At 65.9% G+C, this 17,597-nt stretch carries 11 protein-coding genes and 3 tRNA genes; 12 read left to right on the top strand and 2 right to left on the bottom strand.

Annotated elements, in window-relative coordinates:
• Window positions 1-19: 19 nt before the first annotated feature.
• The 4 genes from O3684_RS01105 (at window position 20) to O3684_RS01090 (ending at window position 4,731) form a co-directional block, all read left to right on the top strand.
• Complete coding sequence (locus O3684_RS01105) at window positions 20-1,504, top strand: alanine/glycine:cation symporter family protein (RefSeq protein WP_500064440.1); 1,485 nt, start codon at window positions 20-22, stop codon at window positions 1,502-1,504.
• A gap of 116 nt (window positions 1,505-1,620) precedes the next feature.
• Window positions 1,621-2,388, top strand: a complete 768-nt coding sequence (locus O3684_RS01100) for a fumarylacetoacetate hydrolase family protein (RefSeq protein WP_500064438.1) — start codon at window positions 1,621-1,623, stop codon at window positions 2,386-2,388.
• A gap of 103 nt (window positions 2,389-2,491) precedes the next feature.
• Window positions 2,492-3,937 carry a purine-cytosine permease family protein gene (locus tag O3684_RS01095; RefSeq protein WP_500064568.1) on the top strand — a complete coding sequence of 482 codons (1,446 nt, stop codon included), beginning with the start codon at window positions 2,492-2,494 and terminating at the stop codon, window positions 3,935-3,937.
• Window positions 3,934-4,731: a purine-nucleoside phosphorylase gene (locus tag O3684_RS01090; RefSeq protein ID WP_500064437.1), complete on the top strand. Its 798-nt coding sequence runs from the start codon at window positions 3,934-3,936 to the stop codon at window positions 4,729-4,731. The genes O3684_RS01095 and O3684_RS01090 overlap by 4 nt, the downstream gene beginning before the upstream one ends.
• Window positions 4,732-5,569: 838 nt before the next feature.
• Here the strand turns inward: O3684_RS01090 and O3684_RS01085 are convergent.
• Window positions 5,570-6,742 carry a MalY/PatB family protein gene (locus O3684_RS01085; RefSeq protein WP_500064436.1) on the bottom strand — a complete coding sequence of 391 codons (1,173 nt, stop codon included), beginning with the start codon at window positions 6,740-6,742 and terminating at the stop codon, window positions 5,570-5,572.
• A 144-nt stretch (window positions 6,743-6,886) separates the two neighbouring features.
• Here O3684_RS01085 and gltX point away from each other — a divergent pair, with 144 nt between their 5' ends.
• The 5 genes from gltX to pulA all read left to right on the top strand — a co-directional run bounded on the left by gltX (window position 6,887) and on the right by pulA (window position 13,104).
• The gene (gene gltX / locus O3684_RS01080) at window positions 6,887-8,392 is read left to right on the top strand and encodes a glutamate--tRNA ligase (RefSeq protein WP_500064434.1); all 1,506 of its coding nucleotides are present in this window, start codon (window positions 6,887-6,889) and stop codon (window positions 8,390-8,392) included.
• A 198-nt stretch (window positions 8,393-8,590) separates the two neighbouring features.
• A tRNA-Gln gene (locus O3684_RS01075) sits at window positions 8,591-8,662 on the top strand.
• A gap of 27 nt (window positions 8,663-8,689) precedes the next feature.
• Window positions 8,690-8,762 (top strand) — tRNA-Glu (locus tag O3684_RS01070).
• 20 nt (window positions 8,763-8,782) lie between these two features.
• Window positions 8,783-8,858, top strand: a tRNA-Glu gene (locus O3684_RS01065).
• A gap of 157 nt (window positions 8,859-9,015) precedes the next feature.
• Complete coding sequence (gene pulA, locus O3684_RS01060; protein ID WP_500064432.1) at window positions 9,016-13,104, top strand: pullulanase-type alpha-1,6-glucosidase; 4,089 nt, start codon at window positions 9,016-9,018, stop codon at window positions 13,102-13,104.
• Between the two features lie 82 nt (window positions 13,105-13,186).
• Here pulA and O3684_RS01055 read toward each other — a convergent pair whose 3' ends face one another.
• Window positions 13,187-13,924 (bottom strand): IclR family transcriptional regulator, encoded by a 738-nt coding sequence (locus O3684_RS01055; RefSeq protein ID WP_003793025.1) that lies wholly within the window; start codon window positions 13,922-13,924, stop codon window positions 13,187-13,189.
• 171 nt (window positions 13,925-14,095) lie between these two features.
• Between O3684_RS01055 and leuC the strand changes: the two genes are divergently transcribed.
• From leuC to murA, 3 genes are all read left to right on the top strand, one after another.
• Window positions 14,096-15,496, top strand: coding sequence for a 3-isopropylmalate dehydratase large subunit (gene leuC, locus O3684_RS01050; RefSeq protein WP_500064431.1), 1,401 nt, complete (start codon window positions 14,096-14,098; stop codon window positions 15,494-15,496).
• Window positions 15,497-15,568: 72 nt separating this feature from the next.
• Window positions 15,569-16,201 (top strand): 3-isopropylmalate dehydratase small subunit, encoded by a 633-nt coding sequence (leuD, locus tag O3684_RS01045; RefSeq protein WP_500064430.1) that lies wholly within the window; start codon window positions 15,569-15,571, stop codon window positions 16,199-16,201.
• 68 nt (window positions 16,202-16,269) lie between these two features.
• Window positions 16,270-17,595 carry a UDP-N-acetylglucosamine 1-carboxyvinyltransferase gene (murA, locus tag O3684_RS01040; RefSeq protein WP_500064429.1) on the top strand — a complete coding sequence of 442 codons (1,326 nt, stop codon included), beginning with the start codon at window positions 16,270-16,272 and terminating at the stop codon, window positions 17,593-17,595.
• Window positions 17,596-17,597: the final 2 nt, after the last annotated feature.

The following is a 17,597-nucleotide window of genomic DNA, read 5'->3' as shown; positions in this document are numbered from 1 at the left end:
GACACCCCGGGAGGCTCCTGTGGAACACATTGCCCAGATCGAGCAGCACATCGCTGACTGGATCACGATGCACTTGACGATCTTTATCCTGATCGGCGTGGGCCTCGTCCTGACGGTCGTCTCCCGCGCCGTGCAGCTGCGTCTCTTCCCGGAGATGGTGCGCACGGTTCTCGGATCGCGCAAGGGAGCCGACGGCGGCATCTCCTCGTTCCAGGCCTTCGCGATCTCGCTGGCCGCGCGCGTGGGTATCGGCAACGTCTTCGGCGTGGCCGCGGCGCTCATGTTCGGCGGTCCAGGCGCGATCTTCTGGATGTGGGTCGTGGCCCTGGTCGGCATGGCGACCGCGTTCTTCGAGGCGACGCTGGCCCAGATCTTCAAGGTGAAGCACTCCGATGGTTCCTTCCGCGGCGGCCCGGCCTACTACATCAAGCGCGGCATGAAGAACCGCGTCCTGGCCAACATCTTCGCCGTCATTACCGTCGTGACCTGCGGCGTCGTCATCACGTCCGTGCAGTCCAACGCGATCGCGGGCACGCTCACGAGCGCCTTCGGGGAGGCCGCCAAGCAGCCCCTGCCCGGCGCGGGCGGCTTCTCCGCCGCCCAGCTCACGGTCGCCGGCCTCATCTTCGTCTTCTCCGCGATGGTCATCTTCGGCGGCATCCGCACCGTCGCCCGCGTCACCGAGTGGATGGCCCCCATCATGGCGACCGTCTACGTCATTATGGTCGCCATCGTCTGCCTCATGAACATCACGCAGTTCGGCACCGTGCTGGGCCAGATCTTCACCTCGGCCTTCTCCGTGGACGCCACCGTCGGCGGCCTGGGCGGCGGCATCATCGCCGCGATGGTCAACGGCACCAAGCGCGGCCTCTTCTCCAACGAGGCCGGCCAGGGTACCGCTCCCAACGCCGCCGCGACCGCGACCGTGTCCCACCCGGTGCGCCAGGGCCTCATCCAGTCCCTGGGCGTCTTCATCGACACCATCGTCGTGTGCACCGCGACCGCCTTCGTCATCCTCATCGCAGGCGACAAGGTGTGGGGCAGCGCGGACGTGAACCCCTCGAACCTGACGACCCTGGCCGTCGCCCACGAGCTGGGCGCGTGGACGATCGTCCCCATGGCGATCCTCATCTTCGTCCTGGCCTACTCCTCAATCATCGCGGCCTACGTCTACTCCGACACGAACATGTCCTTCGTCTTCGGGGATGCCCGCTGGGCGAGCTGGACCGTGCGCGTCGTGTGCGTGCTCTCTGCGACGATCGGCGCGCTGCTGACCCTGGACGTCGTGTGGAACGCCGTCGACATCGCGATGGCGGTCATGACGATCACGAACCTGGTCGCCCTGGTCTTCCTGGCCCGCTGGGTGCTCGGCGCGCTGCGCGACTACGAGACGCAGCGTCGAGGCGGCATCGAGGAACCCGTCTTCGTGGGCGAGAAGAACCCGCTGCTGCCCGGCGACGTTCCCGGCAGCGTCTGGAAGCGTCCCAAGCACAAGAAGAAGTAATAGCTGCCGACCACCTCGCCGGGTGCGCCGGGCACATGTCGTGCCTCGCGCACCCGGCGTCGTGTATGTCGGCGCTGCTCGGCGCAACGCTCGCGCGGCTGCGTTAGGCTACCGGCATGAGAATCGCACGTTTTTCCGATGGTACGAACCCGGTCTACGGTGCCCTCGAGGAGGGCTCGACGAGGATCGTGGGGCTCAAGGGCGACCCGCTGTTCTCGCCCGTGGAACCCTCCGGCCAGATCTACGAGCTGGACGAGGTCCGCCTGCTCTCCCCGGTGATCCCGCGCTCGAAGGTCGTCGGTATCGGCGATAACTACTCGGACACCCCGATTCCGGCCGATGAACGCCCCGAGCCGCCGATCTTCCTGAAGGCCAACACCTCGGTCGTGGGCCCTGATGATCCGATCGCGATCCCCGCCTGGTCGAACAAGGTCGCCTTCGAGGGTGAGCTCGCGATTGTCATCAAGTCTCTGGCTAAGGACGTGAGCGCCTCGGACGCGCCGCAGGTGATTCTCGGTTACACGATCGCCAACGATGCGACCGCCCGCGATGCGATGACGGGCGGCCCCTGGTCTCGCGGTAAGTCCTTCGACTCGGCGTGCCCGCTGGGCCCGTGGATCACGGTCGACCCCGCCCTGGATGTTACCAATCTGTCGATCCGCTCCTACCTGAACGGCGAGATCGCTCAGGACAGCACGACGGCGCACATGATCTGGAACCCCTTCGAGCTGGTCTCCTACGTGTCCCACCAGATGACGCTGCTACCCGGCGACGTGATCGCCACTGGCGCGCCTGCGGGTGCAGGCCTCGTTCAGGCTGGCGACCGCGTGGAGATTGAGATCGAGGGGATCGGGCGCCTGACGAATCCTGTCGTCCGAGCCTAATCGTGTGACCTGTGTGATAGGATTACGTCGTTCTGACAATATCTCCGTCGCATAGGAGCACACCGTGAGCGAACCCCAGTCATCGGGCGCTCTGGCCGTCGAAATGGCCGGCCTGGACGTCATCCCCGAATCCGAACGCAAGGGAAAACCCTCTGACCTGTTCATGCCGTGGTTCGCGGCGAATATCTCGGTCCTGGGCATCTCGTGGGGCTCATGGGTCCTCGGCTTCGGACTCTCCCTCGCCCAGGCGATCGTCGTGTCCGTCGTGGGCGTCGCGCTCTCGTTCGTCGTGTGTGGCCTTATCGCCATCGCCGGCAAGCGCGGCTCTGCCCCGACGCTGGTCCTGTCGCGCGCGGCCTTCGGCTTCAACGGCAACCGGATTTCCGCGGCGATCTCGTGGATCCTGACGGTGGGCTGGGAGACCTTCCTGGCGATCATGGCCGTCCAGGCCACGGCCACGGTCATGGGAGCGCTCGGCTTCAAGAATCACGTCGTCGCCCAGATCATCGCGCTGATCCTCGTCGTCGTCCTGGCGGCCGGCTCGGGCATCCTCGGCTTCGAGGCGATCATGAAGGTTCAGACGTGGATCACCTGGGCCACCGCAGCCCTGACGATCATTTACCTGGTTTTGGTCGCTCCCACGATTGACTTCGCGGTCCTCTCCTCGCGTCCGTCGGCCCCCCTGACCGCGGTGCTCGGCGCGGGCTGCATGCTCCTCGTGGGCTTCGGCTTCGGCTGGATCAATGCGGCTGCGGATTACTCGCGCTACCTGCCGCGCGCTGCCTCGACGCGGGGCGTGGTCGGCTGGACGACGCTGGGCGCGGCGCTTCCCACGGTCGTCCTCGTCTTCTTCGGCATCCTCCTGGTTGGCTCGGCCGATGAGTCCCTCTCTGAGGCGATCGGTAATGATCCGATTGGCGCGCTCACGACGCTGTTGCCCACCTGGTTCCTCGTGCCCTTTGCTCTGGTTGCGATCCTGGGCCTGATTGGCGGCATCGTCATGGACATCTATTCCTCGGGCCTGTCGCTGCTGGCCACGGGCGTGCCCGTCTCGCGCCCCGTTGCCACGGCTATCGATGGCACGATCATGACGGTCGGAACGATTGTCGTCGTGTTCTTTGCGGACTCTTTCCTCACGCCCTTCACGGCGTTCCTCACGACCCTGGGCGTCGTCATCGCCGCGTGGGGCGGCGTCATGCTGGCGGATATCGCGCTGCGTCGCAAGGACTACGACGAGCCCTCGCTCTTCACTCCCTCGGGTCGCTACGGCTCGGTGAACTGGGGTGCCGTCGCCTCTCTGATCGTCGGCTCGCTCGTGGGATGGGGCCTCGTCGTCAACGCGAGCGCTTCCTGGCTGTCCTGGCAGGGCTACCTCCTCGGCCCCCTGGGTGGCCGCGAGGGTGACTGGGCGGGCGCCAACATCGGTATCCTCCTGGCGATGGTCGTCGGCTTCGTCGGCTACTGGGCGACCAGCGCGGGCCGCGTGCGCGCGCAGGAGAAGCTGCCCTCGCGCACCTACGCCGAGGGCGCGGACGAGGGCGAGCAGTGAGCGTCGACCCGCGCTTCACTCAGGCTCTCTTGGACGACGAGGCTGTGGTCGGCGGTCGCGTCCTCACCTCCCTTGCGGGACGCCCGGATGCGCTCGTCGTGCTTGGTTCGGGCCTGGCCGAGGCCCTCGACGAGGCCTGGGGCGCGCCCGTCGCCACCGTTGCCCTGGGTGACATCCCCGGCGTCGTCGCGCCGGTCGCGGACGGTCACGGCGGCGAGCTTCGCGCCTACGAGACGCGCGGGGGAGTGGTCCTCGTGGCCACGGGCCGCACGCACCTCTACGAGGGGCTGGGGCCTCGTCCCGTCACTGCCCTGGCCCGTGCAGCTGTGGCCGCCGGTATTAGCCGCGCGGTTCTCACGAACGCGAACGGGTGCCTGAAAGACTGGGATCTCGGTGACGTCATGGCGATCACCGACCATGTGAACGTCAGCGGTGCCTCGCCCTTCGACGGGCCGCTGTTCTTGGACGTGTCGGCCGTGTGGGATGCGCAGATGACGGATGCGCTGCGCGGGGTGTGCCAACGCGAGGGAACGTACGCGATCCTGCGAGGCCCCGAGTATCAGACCATGGCAGAGAGCCGCATTCTCGCCGGCCTCGGCGTGGATTGCGTGGGCATGTCAACCGTCATGGAGGCCATCACGCTGCATGCCCTGGGCGTGCGCGTCGCCGGAATGTCGGTCGTCTCCGACCTGTCGTTCGCCGACGCCCCCACGGATCCGACCGCCGTCGTCGAGGCGGCCTCCGCCGCTCGCCAGACCGTCCTCGCAGGCATCGAGGCGGCCCTGAGCGCCTGAACGTGCCGGCACAGACGAGGCCGTGGCCGGGAGGTGGGTGTCCACCGTTCCCGGCCACGGCCTCGTTGATGTAGGAAGAGGGATGAGCGAACGCTTGTGAAGGTCCGGTGATTGTCGTTGCTGGTGGGATCGTCGTCGGCGGCGCGCACAAGGCCAAGTCTCCAACAGAGCTGTGGAAGCTAGCCGGGGCGGCCTCAATTTCGCATGCAATTCCCCCGGGGTGCTGTCGCATGACCAGATAGCAACCTTGGAATTGCAACGTTTGTAGAGGCTGTTGAACGGCTGCGCGATCGAATTGCATGCGAAGTTGTTGTGCTCAAAGGTTTCCATCGCGCTCCGCCGGCGGGTGTGTGTTCTCTCTCTTACGCACGTGGGCCCGATAACCTGCGCGTGGCCCGAATGGGCGGCGTGACGCCTCCGCACTGAGTGCACTTCTGCAGGCGATGGACGGAATGACACGCACGGCACGAAGAAGCGCGTACCTGACATCCGAAATGCCACTTGTTGCCGATGAGGTGTTACACCCGATCGGTAAGATTCAACCCCTTCTGATCGGGTTGAATCCTCCAGATCGGGTTGAATCCTCCAGATCGGGTTGAATCCTCCCGATCGGGTTGAATCCTTCGGTCGTGAGGAAGTCCAACACCGATAAGCCCCGCACGACAGCAATGAACACCAAGCCTCACACCCGCAGAACTACCAGTCGGCCATGATCAGGATAACGCTCGGGAACAAACCCAGGAATGCTGCGTATCTCATGCCTCTAACAACGGTAGAGAACGGGCCGAGGACTTGGGAATGTTGGCCGACGGTGGGGGCAAATGCCCGTGACAACCGATCAGAGCAGGCCGAGGACACGCTCCACGATCCGCGAGGCCACGTCGGGGGCGCACGCCAGGTTGATGCGCGCCCACGAGGCGTAGTCGGTGCCCAGGGTGCGCCCCTCGTTGGCGGCGATGCGGGCGCGCTCGCGCAGCGTCGCGGCGGGGGAGAGGGGTCCCAGGTCGACGCCTTCGAAGCCCCACCAGGTCAGGTACGTGCCCTCGGGGCGCACGAAGTCGATCGGGGTGTCGGCCAGGGCGCGCTCGACCAGGTCCACGTTCGAGCGGATCAGGTCCTTGACCTCGCGCTGCCAGGCGTCGCCGTGCTCGTAGGCGGCGATCGCTCCGAGCGTGCCGATAACGTTGGCGTCGTGGCGCACGTCGGCGGCGAACACGTCCCAGCGCTGCCGCAGCGCCTCGTCGGGCAGGATGACCTGCGCGGAAGGCAGGCCCGCGATGTTCCAGCCCTTCGACGCGGCGGTCGCGGTCACCGTGTGGGAGGCAAACGAGGCGCCGAGAGAAGCGTAGGACACGAAGGGAATCGACTCATCCAACACCAGGGAAGAGTGGATCTCGTCGGAGAACACGAGGGCGTCGTAGTCGGCAACCACGTCGTGCAGGGCGCGCAGCTCGTCCTCGCGCAGGACGCGGCCAACCGGGTTCCACGGGTTGCACAGGATGACCAGGCCGGCCCCGGCCTCGAGCCCGGCGCGGATCCCCTCCAGGTCGAGCGCCCACCCGTGGCCCCCGGCGCGCGTGCCGCGCAGCGAGGGAACCTCGATGACGGGGCGGTCGAACTTGCCCGGAATCGTCAGGAACGGCATGTAGGCGGGCGTTGGCACGATGATCGGGGCGCCCGGGCGCACCAGGTGATCGATCGTCGCCTCGAGCGCGGGCAGGACCGAGGCCGTGAGACGCACGTGCGAGGCGTCCACCTCCCAGCCGAAGCGACGCTTCTGGAACTCGGCGGTCGCCCCAGCCAGGCGCGGCTCCAGCCAGGTCGGCTGGTACCCGAGCAGACCGTCGTCAATCGCGCCCTTCATTGCATCGGCGACCTCCGGTGCCGTCCCGAAGTCCATTTCCGCCACCCACGCGCCGATCGTCGGTTCCCCGCTCGCGGTCGTGATGCCGGTCCATTTCAGGGAACCGGTGCGGTAGAGGTGGGAGTCGGAAAAGAGTCGAACGGACACGGTGTCCTCCTGAAAGAGTCGGTGGATGCGGCGCGCGCCTATCCCGGTGATGCAACCAGGGTATCCGCGGTCCCACCACGCGTCGCAGCGCGCCCACCCATCAAGCAAATGCAACAGCCACCGCTGGAGTAGGATGGAGGAATCATGAGTGAAACAACTGCCACCGGCGCCGACGTTCGCGTCCGCTTTTGCCCCTCGCCCACTGGAACCCCTCACGTCGGCATGGTCCGTACGTGCCTGTTCAACTGGGCCTACGCCCGCCACACGGGAGGAACCTTCGTCTTCCGCATCGAAGACACGGATGCCGCCCGCGACTCCCAGGAGTCCTTCGACCAGATCATCGAGTCCCTGCAGTGGCTGGGGCTCGACTGGGATGAGGGTATCGGTAAGGGCGGCCCGCACGGCCCCTACCGCCAGAGCGAGCGCATGGATATCTACCGTGACGTGGCCGCCCGCCTGCTCGAGGCCGGTTACGCCTACGAGTCGTACTCGACCCCCGAGGAGATCGAGGAGCGCCACCGCGCCAAGGGTGAGGACCCGAAGCTCGGCTACGACGGCTTCGACCGCAATCTGACGGAGGAGCAGATCGCCGCCTACCGCGCCGAGGGCCGCCAGCCCGTCCTGCGCCTGCGCATGCCCGACGAGGACATCACGTTCACGGACCTGATCCGCGGCGAGATCACCTTCAAGGCCGGTTCCGTGCCGGACTACGTCATCGTGCGCGCCAACGGTCACCCGCTCTACACGCTGGTCAATCCCATCGATGACGCGCTCATGGAGATCACCCACGTGCTGCGCGGTGAGGACCTGCTCTCCTCGACGCCCCGCCAGATCGTCCTGTACCGCGCGCTCGAGGCGATCGGCGTTGCGAAGTTCATGCCGCGCTTCGGTCACCTGCCCTACGTTATGGGTGAGGGGAACAAGAAGCTCTCCAAGCGCGACCCCGAGTCGAACCTGCTGCTGCACAAGGCTGCCGGCATGATCCCCGAGGGGTTCAACAACTACCTGGCCCTCCTGGGCTGGTCGATTGCTCCGGACCGCGACATTTTCTCCATGGAGGAGATGGCCCAGGCCTTTGACATCTCGGACGTGAACCCGAACCCGGCGCGCTTCGATCAGAAGAAGGCCATCGCCATTAACGCCGAGCATATTCGTCTGCTGGATCGCGAGGACTTCCGCGGTCGCCTGGTGCCCTTCCTGCATCGCGACGAGCTGGTGTCGGCTGACTCCTTCGAGGCGCTGAACGATCGTGAGCGGGAGATCCTCACTGAGGCCGCCCCGCTGATCCAGACGCGCATCCAGGTCCTGGGTGAGGCCTCGGGCATGCTCGGCTTCCTCTTCGTCGCCGACGATGCGCTGGAGATGGACGAGAAGGCCGTTTCCAAGCTGAAGGACAACGCCGTGGACGTCCTGGACGCCGCCATCGAGACCGTCGAGGGCCTCGGCGAGTTCACGACCACCTCCCTGGAGGAGGCGCTGCGCGCCCGCATCGTCGACGAGATGGGCGTGAAGCCCCGCCTGGCGTTTGGGCCTCTGCGCGTCGCTGTGACCGGCCGCCAGGTCTCCCCGCCGCTGTTCGAGTCCATGGAGATCCTGGGCCGCGAGTCCTCGCTGGCTCGCCTGCGCTCCCTGCGCGCTTCTCTGGCCTGATCGCTGCGCTCGGCCCCGGCCTCGTTCCCTTTTTCTGGGACGAGGCCGGGGCTTCGTCGCGCGCGGAGGAGGCTCGGCCGAGGGGGAGTGATACATGGGTGATCGGGACCACTGGCCTTCGATTTGGCATGAGGGCCTCGGTCCGCTACAGTTATCTCCTGTCGCCAGCGACGTGAAAACGAAGCGGGTGATACCCAATGGGGTATGGTGTAATTGGCAACACAGCTGATTCTGGTTCAGCCATTCTAGGTTCGAGTCCTGGTACCCCAGCGATCTGAAGCGAAAGTTTCAGTGAAGGCCCCCATCGTCTAGCGGCCTAGGACGACGCCCTCTCACGGCGTTAACGCCGGTTCAAATCCGGCTGGGGGTACGGTTCATCAGTGAATCAAAGCCCCCATCGTCTAGCGGCCTAGGACGACGCCCTCTCACGGCGTTAACGCCGGTTCAAATCCGGCTGGGGGTACCAACAACCTCGTCACTATCACGGTGGCGAGGTTTTTTGTTAACCACACGGTCCGCGTTTTACCTTGTCCTTTGCAGAAAAGTTTCGGAGCCGTTGCAGTGTGTCTAACCTAGAAGCAGCCCCCATGGGAGGGGACCGCTTTTAGACGAGGGAGTCTGTCGTGACATACCGACTCAACAGGACGACGCTGCGCCGAACGCTGGGCGTTGGCGCTGCAATCGCTGTGATGGGGGGTGTTGTGCCAGCCACGTGGGCTGCCCCTGACACGGATACGTCAAACCAGGGCAGTGTGGCATCTACCGCCGATGCGGGAGGTGCGCAAGCGAGCGCGGATGTGCTGGTGACAATCCCCGGCAGCCATAACAAGGCGATGGGATGCGACGCCGATTGGGCGCCAGACTGTGCCAAGGCGGCGCTCACGCGTGACGCGACCGGCGTCTATAGCGCGACGTTCACGCTGCCGGCCGGAGACTACCAGTACAAGGTCGCTGAGGGCGGCTCCTGGGATACAGCCTTCGGAGCCGGCGGAGCTGCGGGGGGAGCGAACATCTCCTACACGCTCAATGAAACGACGTCTGTGACCTTCTATTACGACCGGGCGACGCACCGCGTGTGGAACACGGCGACCGATCAGACGGTGACGCTGCCCGGTACCTTCCAGAAGTCGCTCGGCTGTTCGGAAAACTGGCAGGCTCAGTGCTTGGCGCCTCTGTTGGAGCCGGTAGGCGATGGCACGTACACGTATTCCACCACCGCGTTGCCTGAGGGTGACTACGAGTTCAAGGTTGCCATCGGCGGATCCGACAACGAGAATTACGGGCAGGACGGCGCCGTCGGCGGCGCCAACTATCAGTTTGCAACGAAAGCGAACAAGCTCGTGACCTTCACCTACGATTCCTCGACGCACAAGGTTGCTATCGCCAGCGCTGACGCCCCGGTCGCAGGCAACGGCGAGCAGCGTGCGTACTGGGTGAGCGCGAATACCCTCGCGTGGCCGACCTCCCTGCTCCCCGAGGGCGTCACGCGCGCGCAGGTGCTGGACGGCTCCGCGGCTCTGTCCTACGAGCTGGTGACCGCCCCCGAGGGCGGCGCAGGTCTGTCGGACGGCGCGGTCACTGGGGCCACGACGACCGCCCTGAGTGTGGCTGGCGATCTGCCCGCTGAGGTGACGACGGCGCATCCCAATCTCAACGGCTACATCGCGCTGAAGGCCCCCATCGACGAGGCCATGGCACGCGAGGCCCTCACCGGTCAGATCGCGGTCGCCCAGAAGTCGGGGGAGAGTATCAACGCCTTCACTGGCGTGCAGATCGCTCCCGTGCTCGACTCCCTGTACGCGGAGGCGGCCACCCAGGCCTCGTACGGCGTGAATTGGAACGAGGCGGGCAACCCGACGTTCGCCCTGTGGGCTCCTACGGCGAAGAGCGTCGCGCTGGTGTCGTGGAACACCTCGACGCCGAGCGGATCCGACGCTGATATCCCAGGCGATGGCCTGCGCACCGAAGCGGTGCGTGGCGACGATGGGCGTTGGAGCGTGGACAACGCTGCGGGCGAGATCCACGAGGGCGCCCAGTACCTGTGGGAGGTCACCGTCTACGTGCCCGAAACAGGCAAGGTGGAGAAGAACCTCGTCACCGACCCCTACTCGGTGAGCCTGACCGTCGACTCGACCCGCTCGGTCGCGGTCAACATGAACAACCCCTCGATCGCACCCGCCGTGTGGAAAAACTCGAAGGCACCCGTCATTGCGGACGATGCGCAGCGCTCGATCTACGAGCTGCACGTGCGCGACTTCTCCGCTGCCGACACCTCGGTGCCCGAGTACATGCGCGGCACCTACATGGCGTTCACTCAGTTCGAGTCCAACGGTATGCGTCACCTGGACGAGCTGGCCCGCGCCGGCATGAACACGGTGCACCTGCTGCCCACCTTCGACATCGCGACGATCCCCGAGAAGCGCGCCGACCAGAAGACGCCTGCAATCCCCGAGGATGCCGGCCCGGCCTCCGAGGAACAGCAGGCAGCCGTGAGTGCAGTGGCGGACCAGGATGCCTACAACTGGGGTTACGACCCGCTGCACTGGATGGCTCCCGAGGGCTCCTACGCGACGTCCTCGCATCAAAACGGTGGCGCGCGCGTGCGCGAGTTCCGCTCCATGGTGGGCGGGCTGCACTCGATCGGCATGCAGGTGGTCCTCGACCAGGTCTACAACCACACGCCTGCGGCGGGTCAGTCGGCCAGCTCCATCCTCGACCGAGTAGTGCCCGGCTACTACCAGCGCCTCAACGCCTCCGGCGGTGTGGAGACCTCGACCTGCTGCTCGAACGTCGCGACCGAAAACGCGATGAGCGAGCACCTCATGATCGACTCGATGATCCACTGGGCGAAGTACTACCACGTCGATGGCTTCCGCTTTGACCTGATGGGTCACCACCCGGCGGCCGAGATGAAGCGCGCGAAGGAAGCCCTGAAGTCCCTGACGCTCGAGAAGGACGGCGTGGATGGTTCGCGCCTGTACATCTACGGCGAGGGCTGGAACTTCGGTGAGGTCGCGAATAACGCGCTGTTCACCCAGGCCACGCAGGGCCAGCTGGACGGCACGGGCATCGGCGCGTTCAACGACCGTCTGCGTGACGCCGTGCATGGCGGCGGTCCCTTCGATGAGGATCACCGCGTCTTCCAGGGCTTTGGTTCGGGCGCGTTCTCGGACTTCAACGGCCTCGATACCCGCTCGGAGGCGGAGCGTCGCGCCGACTACCTGCACCGCGTGGATCTCGTGAAGCTCGGACTTGCGGGCAATCTCAAGGACTACACGCTGACCACCTACGACGGAAAGACGGTCTCGGGTGCCCAGCTGGACTACAACGGCCAGGGAGCAGGGTTTGCCTCCCAGCCTGCCGAAAACGTCAACTATGTGGATGCTCACGACAACGAGACGCTCTTCGACCTGGTCACCTACAAGATGCCGGCGGATGCTCCCATGGAGAACCGCGTGCGCATGTCGCTGATCAGCCAGGCCTCCGTGGCCCTGTCGCAGTCGCCCTCCTTCTGGGCGTCGGGCACGGAGATGCTGCGCTCGAAGTCCCTGGACCGCGACTCCTTCAACTCCGGTGATTACTACAACGCGATCGACTGGACCATGCACGACAACGGTTTTGGCCACGGCCTGCCCGTGAAGTCAAAGAACGGCGCGGCCTGGGATCACATGCGTCCGCTGCTGGAGAACCCCGATCTGAAGCCGAGCCCCGAGCAGATCGACACCTCCTCGGAGATCGCGATGGACTTCCTGCGCGTGCGCTCGTCCTCGCGCCTGTTTACGCTGGGCAGCGCCGATCTGATTCGTTCCAAGGTGTCCTTCCCGAACTCGGGTGAGGGGGCCGTGGACGGCACGATCGTCATGCTCATCAACGACGAGGCCGGGGCGGGCAGCGACGTTGACGCGGCGCTCGACGGTGCGCTCGTCGTGTTCAACGCGACGGATAAGACCATGACGACGGCTGTTGATGGCCTGGCCGGGCGCGTCTTCAAGCTGCATGACGCTCAGGCGAATGGCTCTGACGCGGTCGTCAAGGACTCGTCCTTCGACGCGAAGACGGGTTCTGTGACGGTCCCGGCTCGCACGGTTGCCGTCTTCACGCAGGCGACGGGTGACCGCGTTGACCCCAACGCTAACCCGACGCCGGACCCGGAGACTGCCCAGTGGGTCGCCTCGGGGGACGGCCGCTGGTGGCTGCGCTATGCGGACGGAACCTACCCCGCGGGTGAGCGAGTTGTGCGCGGTGGCGTGACCTACTCCTTCGATGCCAGCGGCTGGATGAAGACCGGCTGGCAGGTCGAGGATGGCGCATGGCGCTACTACGCCCCGTCCGGCGCGATGGCGACCGGCTGGGCTGCCGTGGGCGGCTCCTGGTACTACCTGGATCCCGATACCGGGGCCATGGCCACCGGCTGGCTCAAGGACGGCAACATCTGGTACTACCTGAACGGAAGCGGCTCGATGGCCACCGGCTGGGTGAACCTGGGCGGCGCCTGGTACTACCTGAACGGTAACGGCACGATGGCCACCGGTTGGGCTGCCGTGGGCGGTCACTGGTACTACCTGACCGAGTCCGGCCAGATGGCGATCGGATGGGTGAAGGATGGCGATAGCTGGTACTTCTGCCAGGCGTCGGGCGCCATGGCGACCGGGCGCGTCGTCATCGATGGCACGGCCTACACCTTCGACCGTTCTGGTCGCTGGGTCGCGTAGCGGGGAGCCCTGAAACAGCGGGTGGGCCGGGACGATCGAATCGTCCCGGCCCACCCGTTTGTTTATCGTCAGTGGTCGCGGCTTACAAGTCCGCGGCGTCTTCGACGGTGGAAAGGAATTCGGTGAGCCTGTTGGCGGCCGCCATCACGGAGGGGCCGTGCTGGCGTCCGGGCTGGCGACCCATGCGCTCGATGGGGCCGGAGATCGACAGGGCCGCGAGGACGCGTCCGGAAGGGCCTCGCACGGGTGCGGAGACGGAGGCGACACCGGGTTCGCGTTCGCCCACGGACTGCGCCCAGCCGCGGCGGCGCACCTCGGAGAGCATCGTAGCGTTGAAGGACGCTCCGTACAGGCCGCGGTGGAGACGGTCGGGCTCTTCCCAGGCCAGCAGGACCTGAGCGGCAGAACCGGCGCTCATGGAGAGTGTGGCACCCACGGGGATCGAGTCGCGCAGGCCCATCTCGCGTTCGGAGGCGGCCACGCACACGCGGTAATCACCCTGGCGGCGGAAGAGCTGGGAGGATTCCTTCGTGTGATCGCGCAGGGCCTGGAGGACCGGCATGGAGGCCTGGAGGAGGCGGTCTTCGCCGGCTGCGGAGGAGAGTTCCTGGAGGCGGGGGCCGAGGATGAAACGCCCCTGCATGTCGCGGGCGACCATGCGGTGGTATTCGAGGGCAACGGCCAGTCGGTGGGCGGTGGGGCGTGCGAGCCCCGTGCTGGAAACGAGTTGGGCGAGGGTGGCGGGTCCTGCCTCAAGAGCGCTGAGAACCAGCGCAGCTTTGTCAAGAACGCCGACGCCACTGGATGTTTGCTCTTCCATACAACTATTTAATATCTCAGCTTTTGAGATAGCAAATTGTCGGATAGTGAAACAGATCAAAGGTGCGTCCGAGACGTGAGATCAGCGGGTCGCATGGCGGATAAGGCGGTTCCATTGATTGCGACGTATGAATGACACCGTGTCTCCAAAGTGGGGACCAGAGGAGGAACAATGAGCGGAACGATGGCAGAAAAGGTGTGGCGAGACCACATCGTGTCCAAGGGGGAAAATGGTGCCCCCGACCTGCTCTACATCGACCTCCACCTCGTGCACGAAGTGACGAGCCCGCAGGCGTTCGAGGGCCTGCGCCTCGCGGGACGACAGGTTCGCCGCCCCGATCTGACGATCGCGACCGAGGACCACAACACGCCCACGGTCAACATCGACCTGCCCATCGCGGACATTACGAGCCGCACCCAGATCGACACCCTGCGTAAGAACGCCGAGGAGTTCGGCATCCGCCTGCACTCCCTGGGTGACGCCGACCAGGGAATCGTCCACGTCGTTGGCCCGCAGCTGGGCCTGACCCAGCCCGGCATGACGATCGTGTGCGGCGACTCCCACACCTCCACGCACGGCGCGTTCGGCGCGCTGGCCTTCGGCATCGGCACCAGCCAGGTTGAGCACGTGCTCGCCACCCAGACCCTGCCGATGGCCCCCTTTAAGACCATGGCGATTACGGTGAACGGGTCCCTGCCTGAGGGATCGACGGCCAAGGACATCATCCTCGCCGTCATCGCCAAGATCGGCACCGGCGGCGGTCAGGGCTACGTCCTGGAGTACCGCGGTCAGGCGATTCGCGAGCTCTCCATGGAGGGCCGTATGACGATTTGCAACATGTCGATCGAGGCGGGTGCCCGCGCCGGCATGATCGCCCCCGATCAGACGACCTTCGACTACATCAAGGGACGCCCCCACGCCCCCGAGGGCGAGGACTGGGATCGCGCCGTCGAATACTGGTCCTCCCTCGCCTCCGATGAGGACGCTGTCTTCGACGCTGAGGTGATTCTCGAGGCCGCCGACATTGAGCCCTTCGTCACCTGGGGTACCAACCCCGGCCAGGGCGTGCCGCTCTCGGCCACCGTCCCCGCCCCCGAGGACTTCACGGATGAGACGGCCCGCGCGGCCGCCGAGCGCGCCCTCGAATACATGGACCTGACAGCCGGCACCCCGATGCGCGAGATTGCGGTGAACACGGTCTTCATCGGCAGCTGCACCAACGGCCGCATCGAAGACCTACGCGCCGCCGCCAGCGTCGTCAAGGGCCGTCACAAGGCCGAGGGAGTGCGCGTCATGGTCGTGCCCGGCTCCGCCCGCGTCCGCCTGCAGGCCGAGGCTGAGGGCCTCGACAAGATCTTCACCGACTTCGGCGCCGAATGGCGCAACGCCGGTTGCTCCATGTGCCTGGGCATGAACCCCGACACGATGAACGCGGGAGACCGTTCGGCCTCCACCTCCAACCGCAACTTCGAAGGCCGCCAGGGCAAGGGCAGCCGCACACACCTGGTGTCCCCGCTCGTCGCGGCCGCCACCGCCGTGCGCGGCACCCTGTCCTCCCCGGCCGACCTCTGACGCCCCTCCGCCACCCGACAGCGGGGGAGGGCCCCGGCCTCGTCCCCCACGGAAGAAAAGACTGACGTACCCATGGAAAAGTTCATCACCCACACCGGCATCGGCGTCCCGCTGCGCCGCTCCAACGTCGACACCGACCAGATCATCCCCGCCGTCTACCTCAAGCGCGTGACCCGCACGGGCTTCGAGGATGCCCTCTTCGCAGCCTGGCGCAACGACCCGGAGTTCGTCCTCAACCAGGACGCATACAAGAACGGCTCCGTCCTGATCGCCGGCCCCGACTTCGGCACCGGCTCCTCGCGTGAGCACGCCGTGTGGGCGCTCAAGGACTACGGCTTCCGCGTCGTCCTGGCCCCCAAGTTCGCCGACATTTTCCGCGGCAACTCCGGCAAGCAGGGCCTGGTCACCGGCATCATCTCACAGGAAGACTGCGAGTCCCTGTGGAAGCTCCTCGAGGCCGAGCCCGGCACCGAGGTCACCGTGTCGCTGGAGGATAAGACCTGGCGCGCCGGTGCGATCTCGGGCACCTTCCAGATCGACGACTACGTGCGCTGGACCCTCATGGAGGGCCTGGACGATATCGCCCTGACCCTGCGCCATGAGGACGAGATCGCTGCTTACGAGGCGAAGCGTCCCTCCTTCAAGCCGCGCACGCTCCCAGCGAAATTCTTGCCCAAGGAAGACGTTGTGTCCGCTCGCGACTGAAAGCACTGCGCATACTGGCCCCTACCTAGCTAGAGTAGGGGCCAGTTACGTCATAGTGAGGAGCACTCATGTCATCGATCCTTCAGGTTGAGGGCGGCCATCCGCTGCGCGGTGAGATCACGGTGCGCGGCGCGAAAAACTTCGTCCCCAAGGCGATGGTCGCGTCGCTGCTCGCTGACACCCCCTCCGAGCTCTACAACGTGCCGCTGATCCGCGACACGGACGTGGTCTCGGACCTGCTGAGCCTGCACGGCGTCCAGATCGACTTCGATCAGGATCGCGGCACGCTGCGCATGGACCCCTCCAACGTCAAGGTTGCGTCGCGCTCGGATATCGACACGCTCGCGGGTGCCTCGCGCATTCCGATCCTGTTCTGCGGCCCGCTGCTGCACCAGCTGGGCGAAGCATTCATCCCCGAGCTCGGTGGCTGCGCGATCGGTGGCCGTCCCATCGACTTCCACCTGGAGACGCTGCGCAAGTTCGGGGCGATCGTCGACAAGCAGCCCGACGGCGTGCACATCAAGCGCCCCGCCTCCGGCCTGCACGGCGCGATTATCGAGCTGCCGTTCCCGTCGGTGGGCGCGACCGAGCAGACGCTGCTCACGGCCGTGCGCAACGAGGGCATCACGACCCTGAAGGGTGCGGCCATCGAGCCGGAAATCCTCGACCTCATCAACGTCCTGCAGAAGATGGGCGCGATCATCTCCGTGGACACCGACCGTACGATCCGCATTGAGGGCGTCGCGAAGCTGACCGGCTACCGTCACACGGCTCTGCCGGACCGCATCGAGGCCGCCTCGTGGGCGGCGGCCGCCCTGGCTACCCGCGGCGACATCTACGTGCGCGGCGCTCACCAGCCCGACATGACGACGTTCCTCAACACCTTCCGCAAGGTGGGCGGCGCCTTCGATATCGACGCCGACGGCATCCGCTTCTACCACCCGGGCGAGCCGCTGCACTCGATCGCCCTGGAGACCGCCGTGCACCCGGGCTTTATGACGGACTGGCAGCAGCCCCTCGTCGTGGCGCTCACCCAGGCAGAGGGCCTGTCGATCGTGCACGAAACCGTGTACGAGAACCGTTTCGGTTTCACCGAGGCGCTGCGCAAGATGGGCGCGAACATCCAGGTCTACCGCGAGTGCCTGGGTGGAACCCCCTGTCGTTTTGGCCAGAAGAACTACTACCACTCGGCGGTCATCTCGGGGCCGACCCCGCTGCACAGCGCGGATATTGAGGTCCCGGATCTGCGCGGTGGCTTTTCGCACCTGATCGCAGCCCTGACCGCGACGGGCACGTCCACCGTGTCGGGTATCGACGTGATTTCGCGCGGCTACGAGCACTTCACGCGCAAGCTCCATCAGCTCGATGCGCGCGTGCGCTACCTGGACGCCTGAGA

The organism is Pauljensenia sp. 20925_1_27, from assembly GCF_041432835.1.
Lineage (GTDB): Bacteria > Actinomycetota > Actinomycetes > Actinomycetales > Actinomycetaceae > Pauljensenia.
The sequence above is the reverse complement of the archived record's forward strand: the minus strand, read 5'-3'. Positions and strand labels throughout refer to the sequence as shown.

What these genes read in the sequence shown, in the direction of transcription:
- murA (WP_500064429.1), top strand. Translation starts at nt 16,270, where the DNA reads ATGTCATCGATCCTTCAGGTTGAGGGCGGCCATCCGCTGCGCGGTGAG.
- O3684_RS01100 (WP_500064438.1), top strand. Translation starts at nt 1,621, where the DNA reads ATGAGAATCGCACGTTTTTCCGATGGTACGAACCCGGTCTACGGTGCC.
- O3684_RS01055 (WP_003793025.1), bottom strand. Translation starts at nt 13,924, where the DNA reads ATGGAAGAGCAAACATCCAGTGGCGTCGGCGTTCTTGACAAAGCTGCG.
- O3684_RS01095 (WP_500064568.1), top strand. Translation starts at nt 2,492, where the DNA reads ATGGCCGGCCTGGACGTCATCCCCGAATCCGAACGCAAGGGAAAACCC.
- gltX (WP_500064434.1), top strand. Translation starts at nt 6,887, where the DNA reads ATGAGTGAAACAACTGCCACCGGCGCCGACGTTCGCGTCCGCTTTTGC.
- leuD (WP_500064430.1), top strand. Translation starts at nt 15,569, where the DNA reads ATGGAAAAGTTCATCACCCACACCGGCATCGGCGTCCCGCTGCGCCGC.
- leuC (WP_500064431.1), top strand. Translation starts at nt 14,096, where the DNA reads ATGAGCGGAACGATGGCAGAAAAGGTGTGGCGAGACCACATCGTGTCC.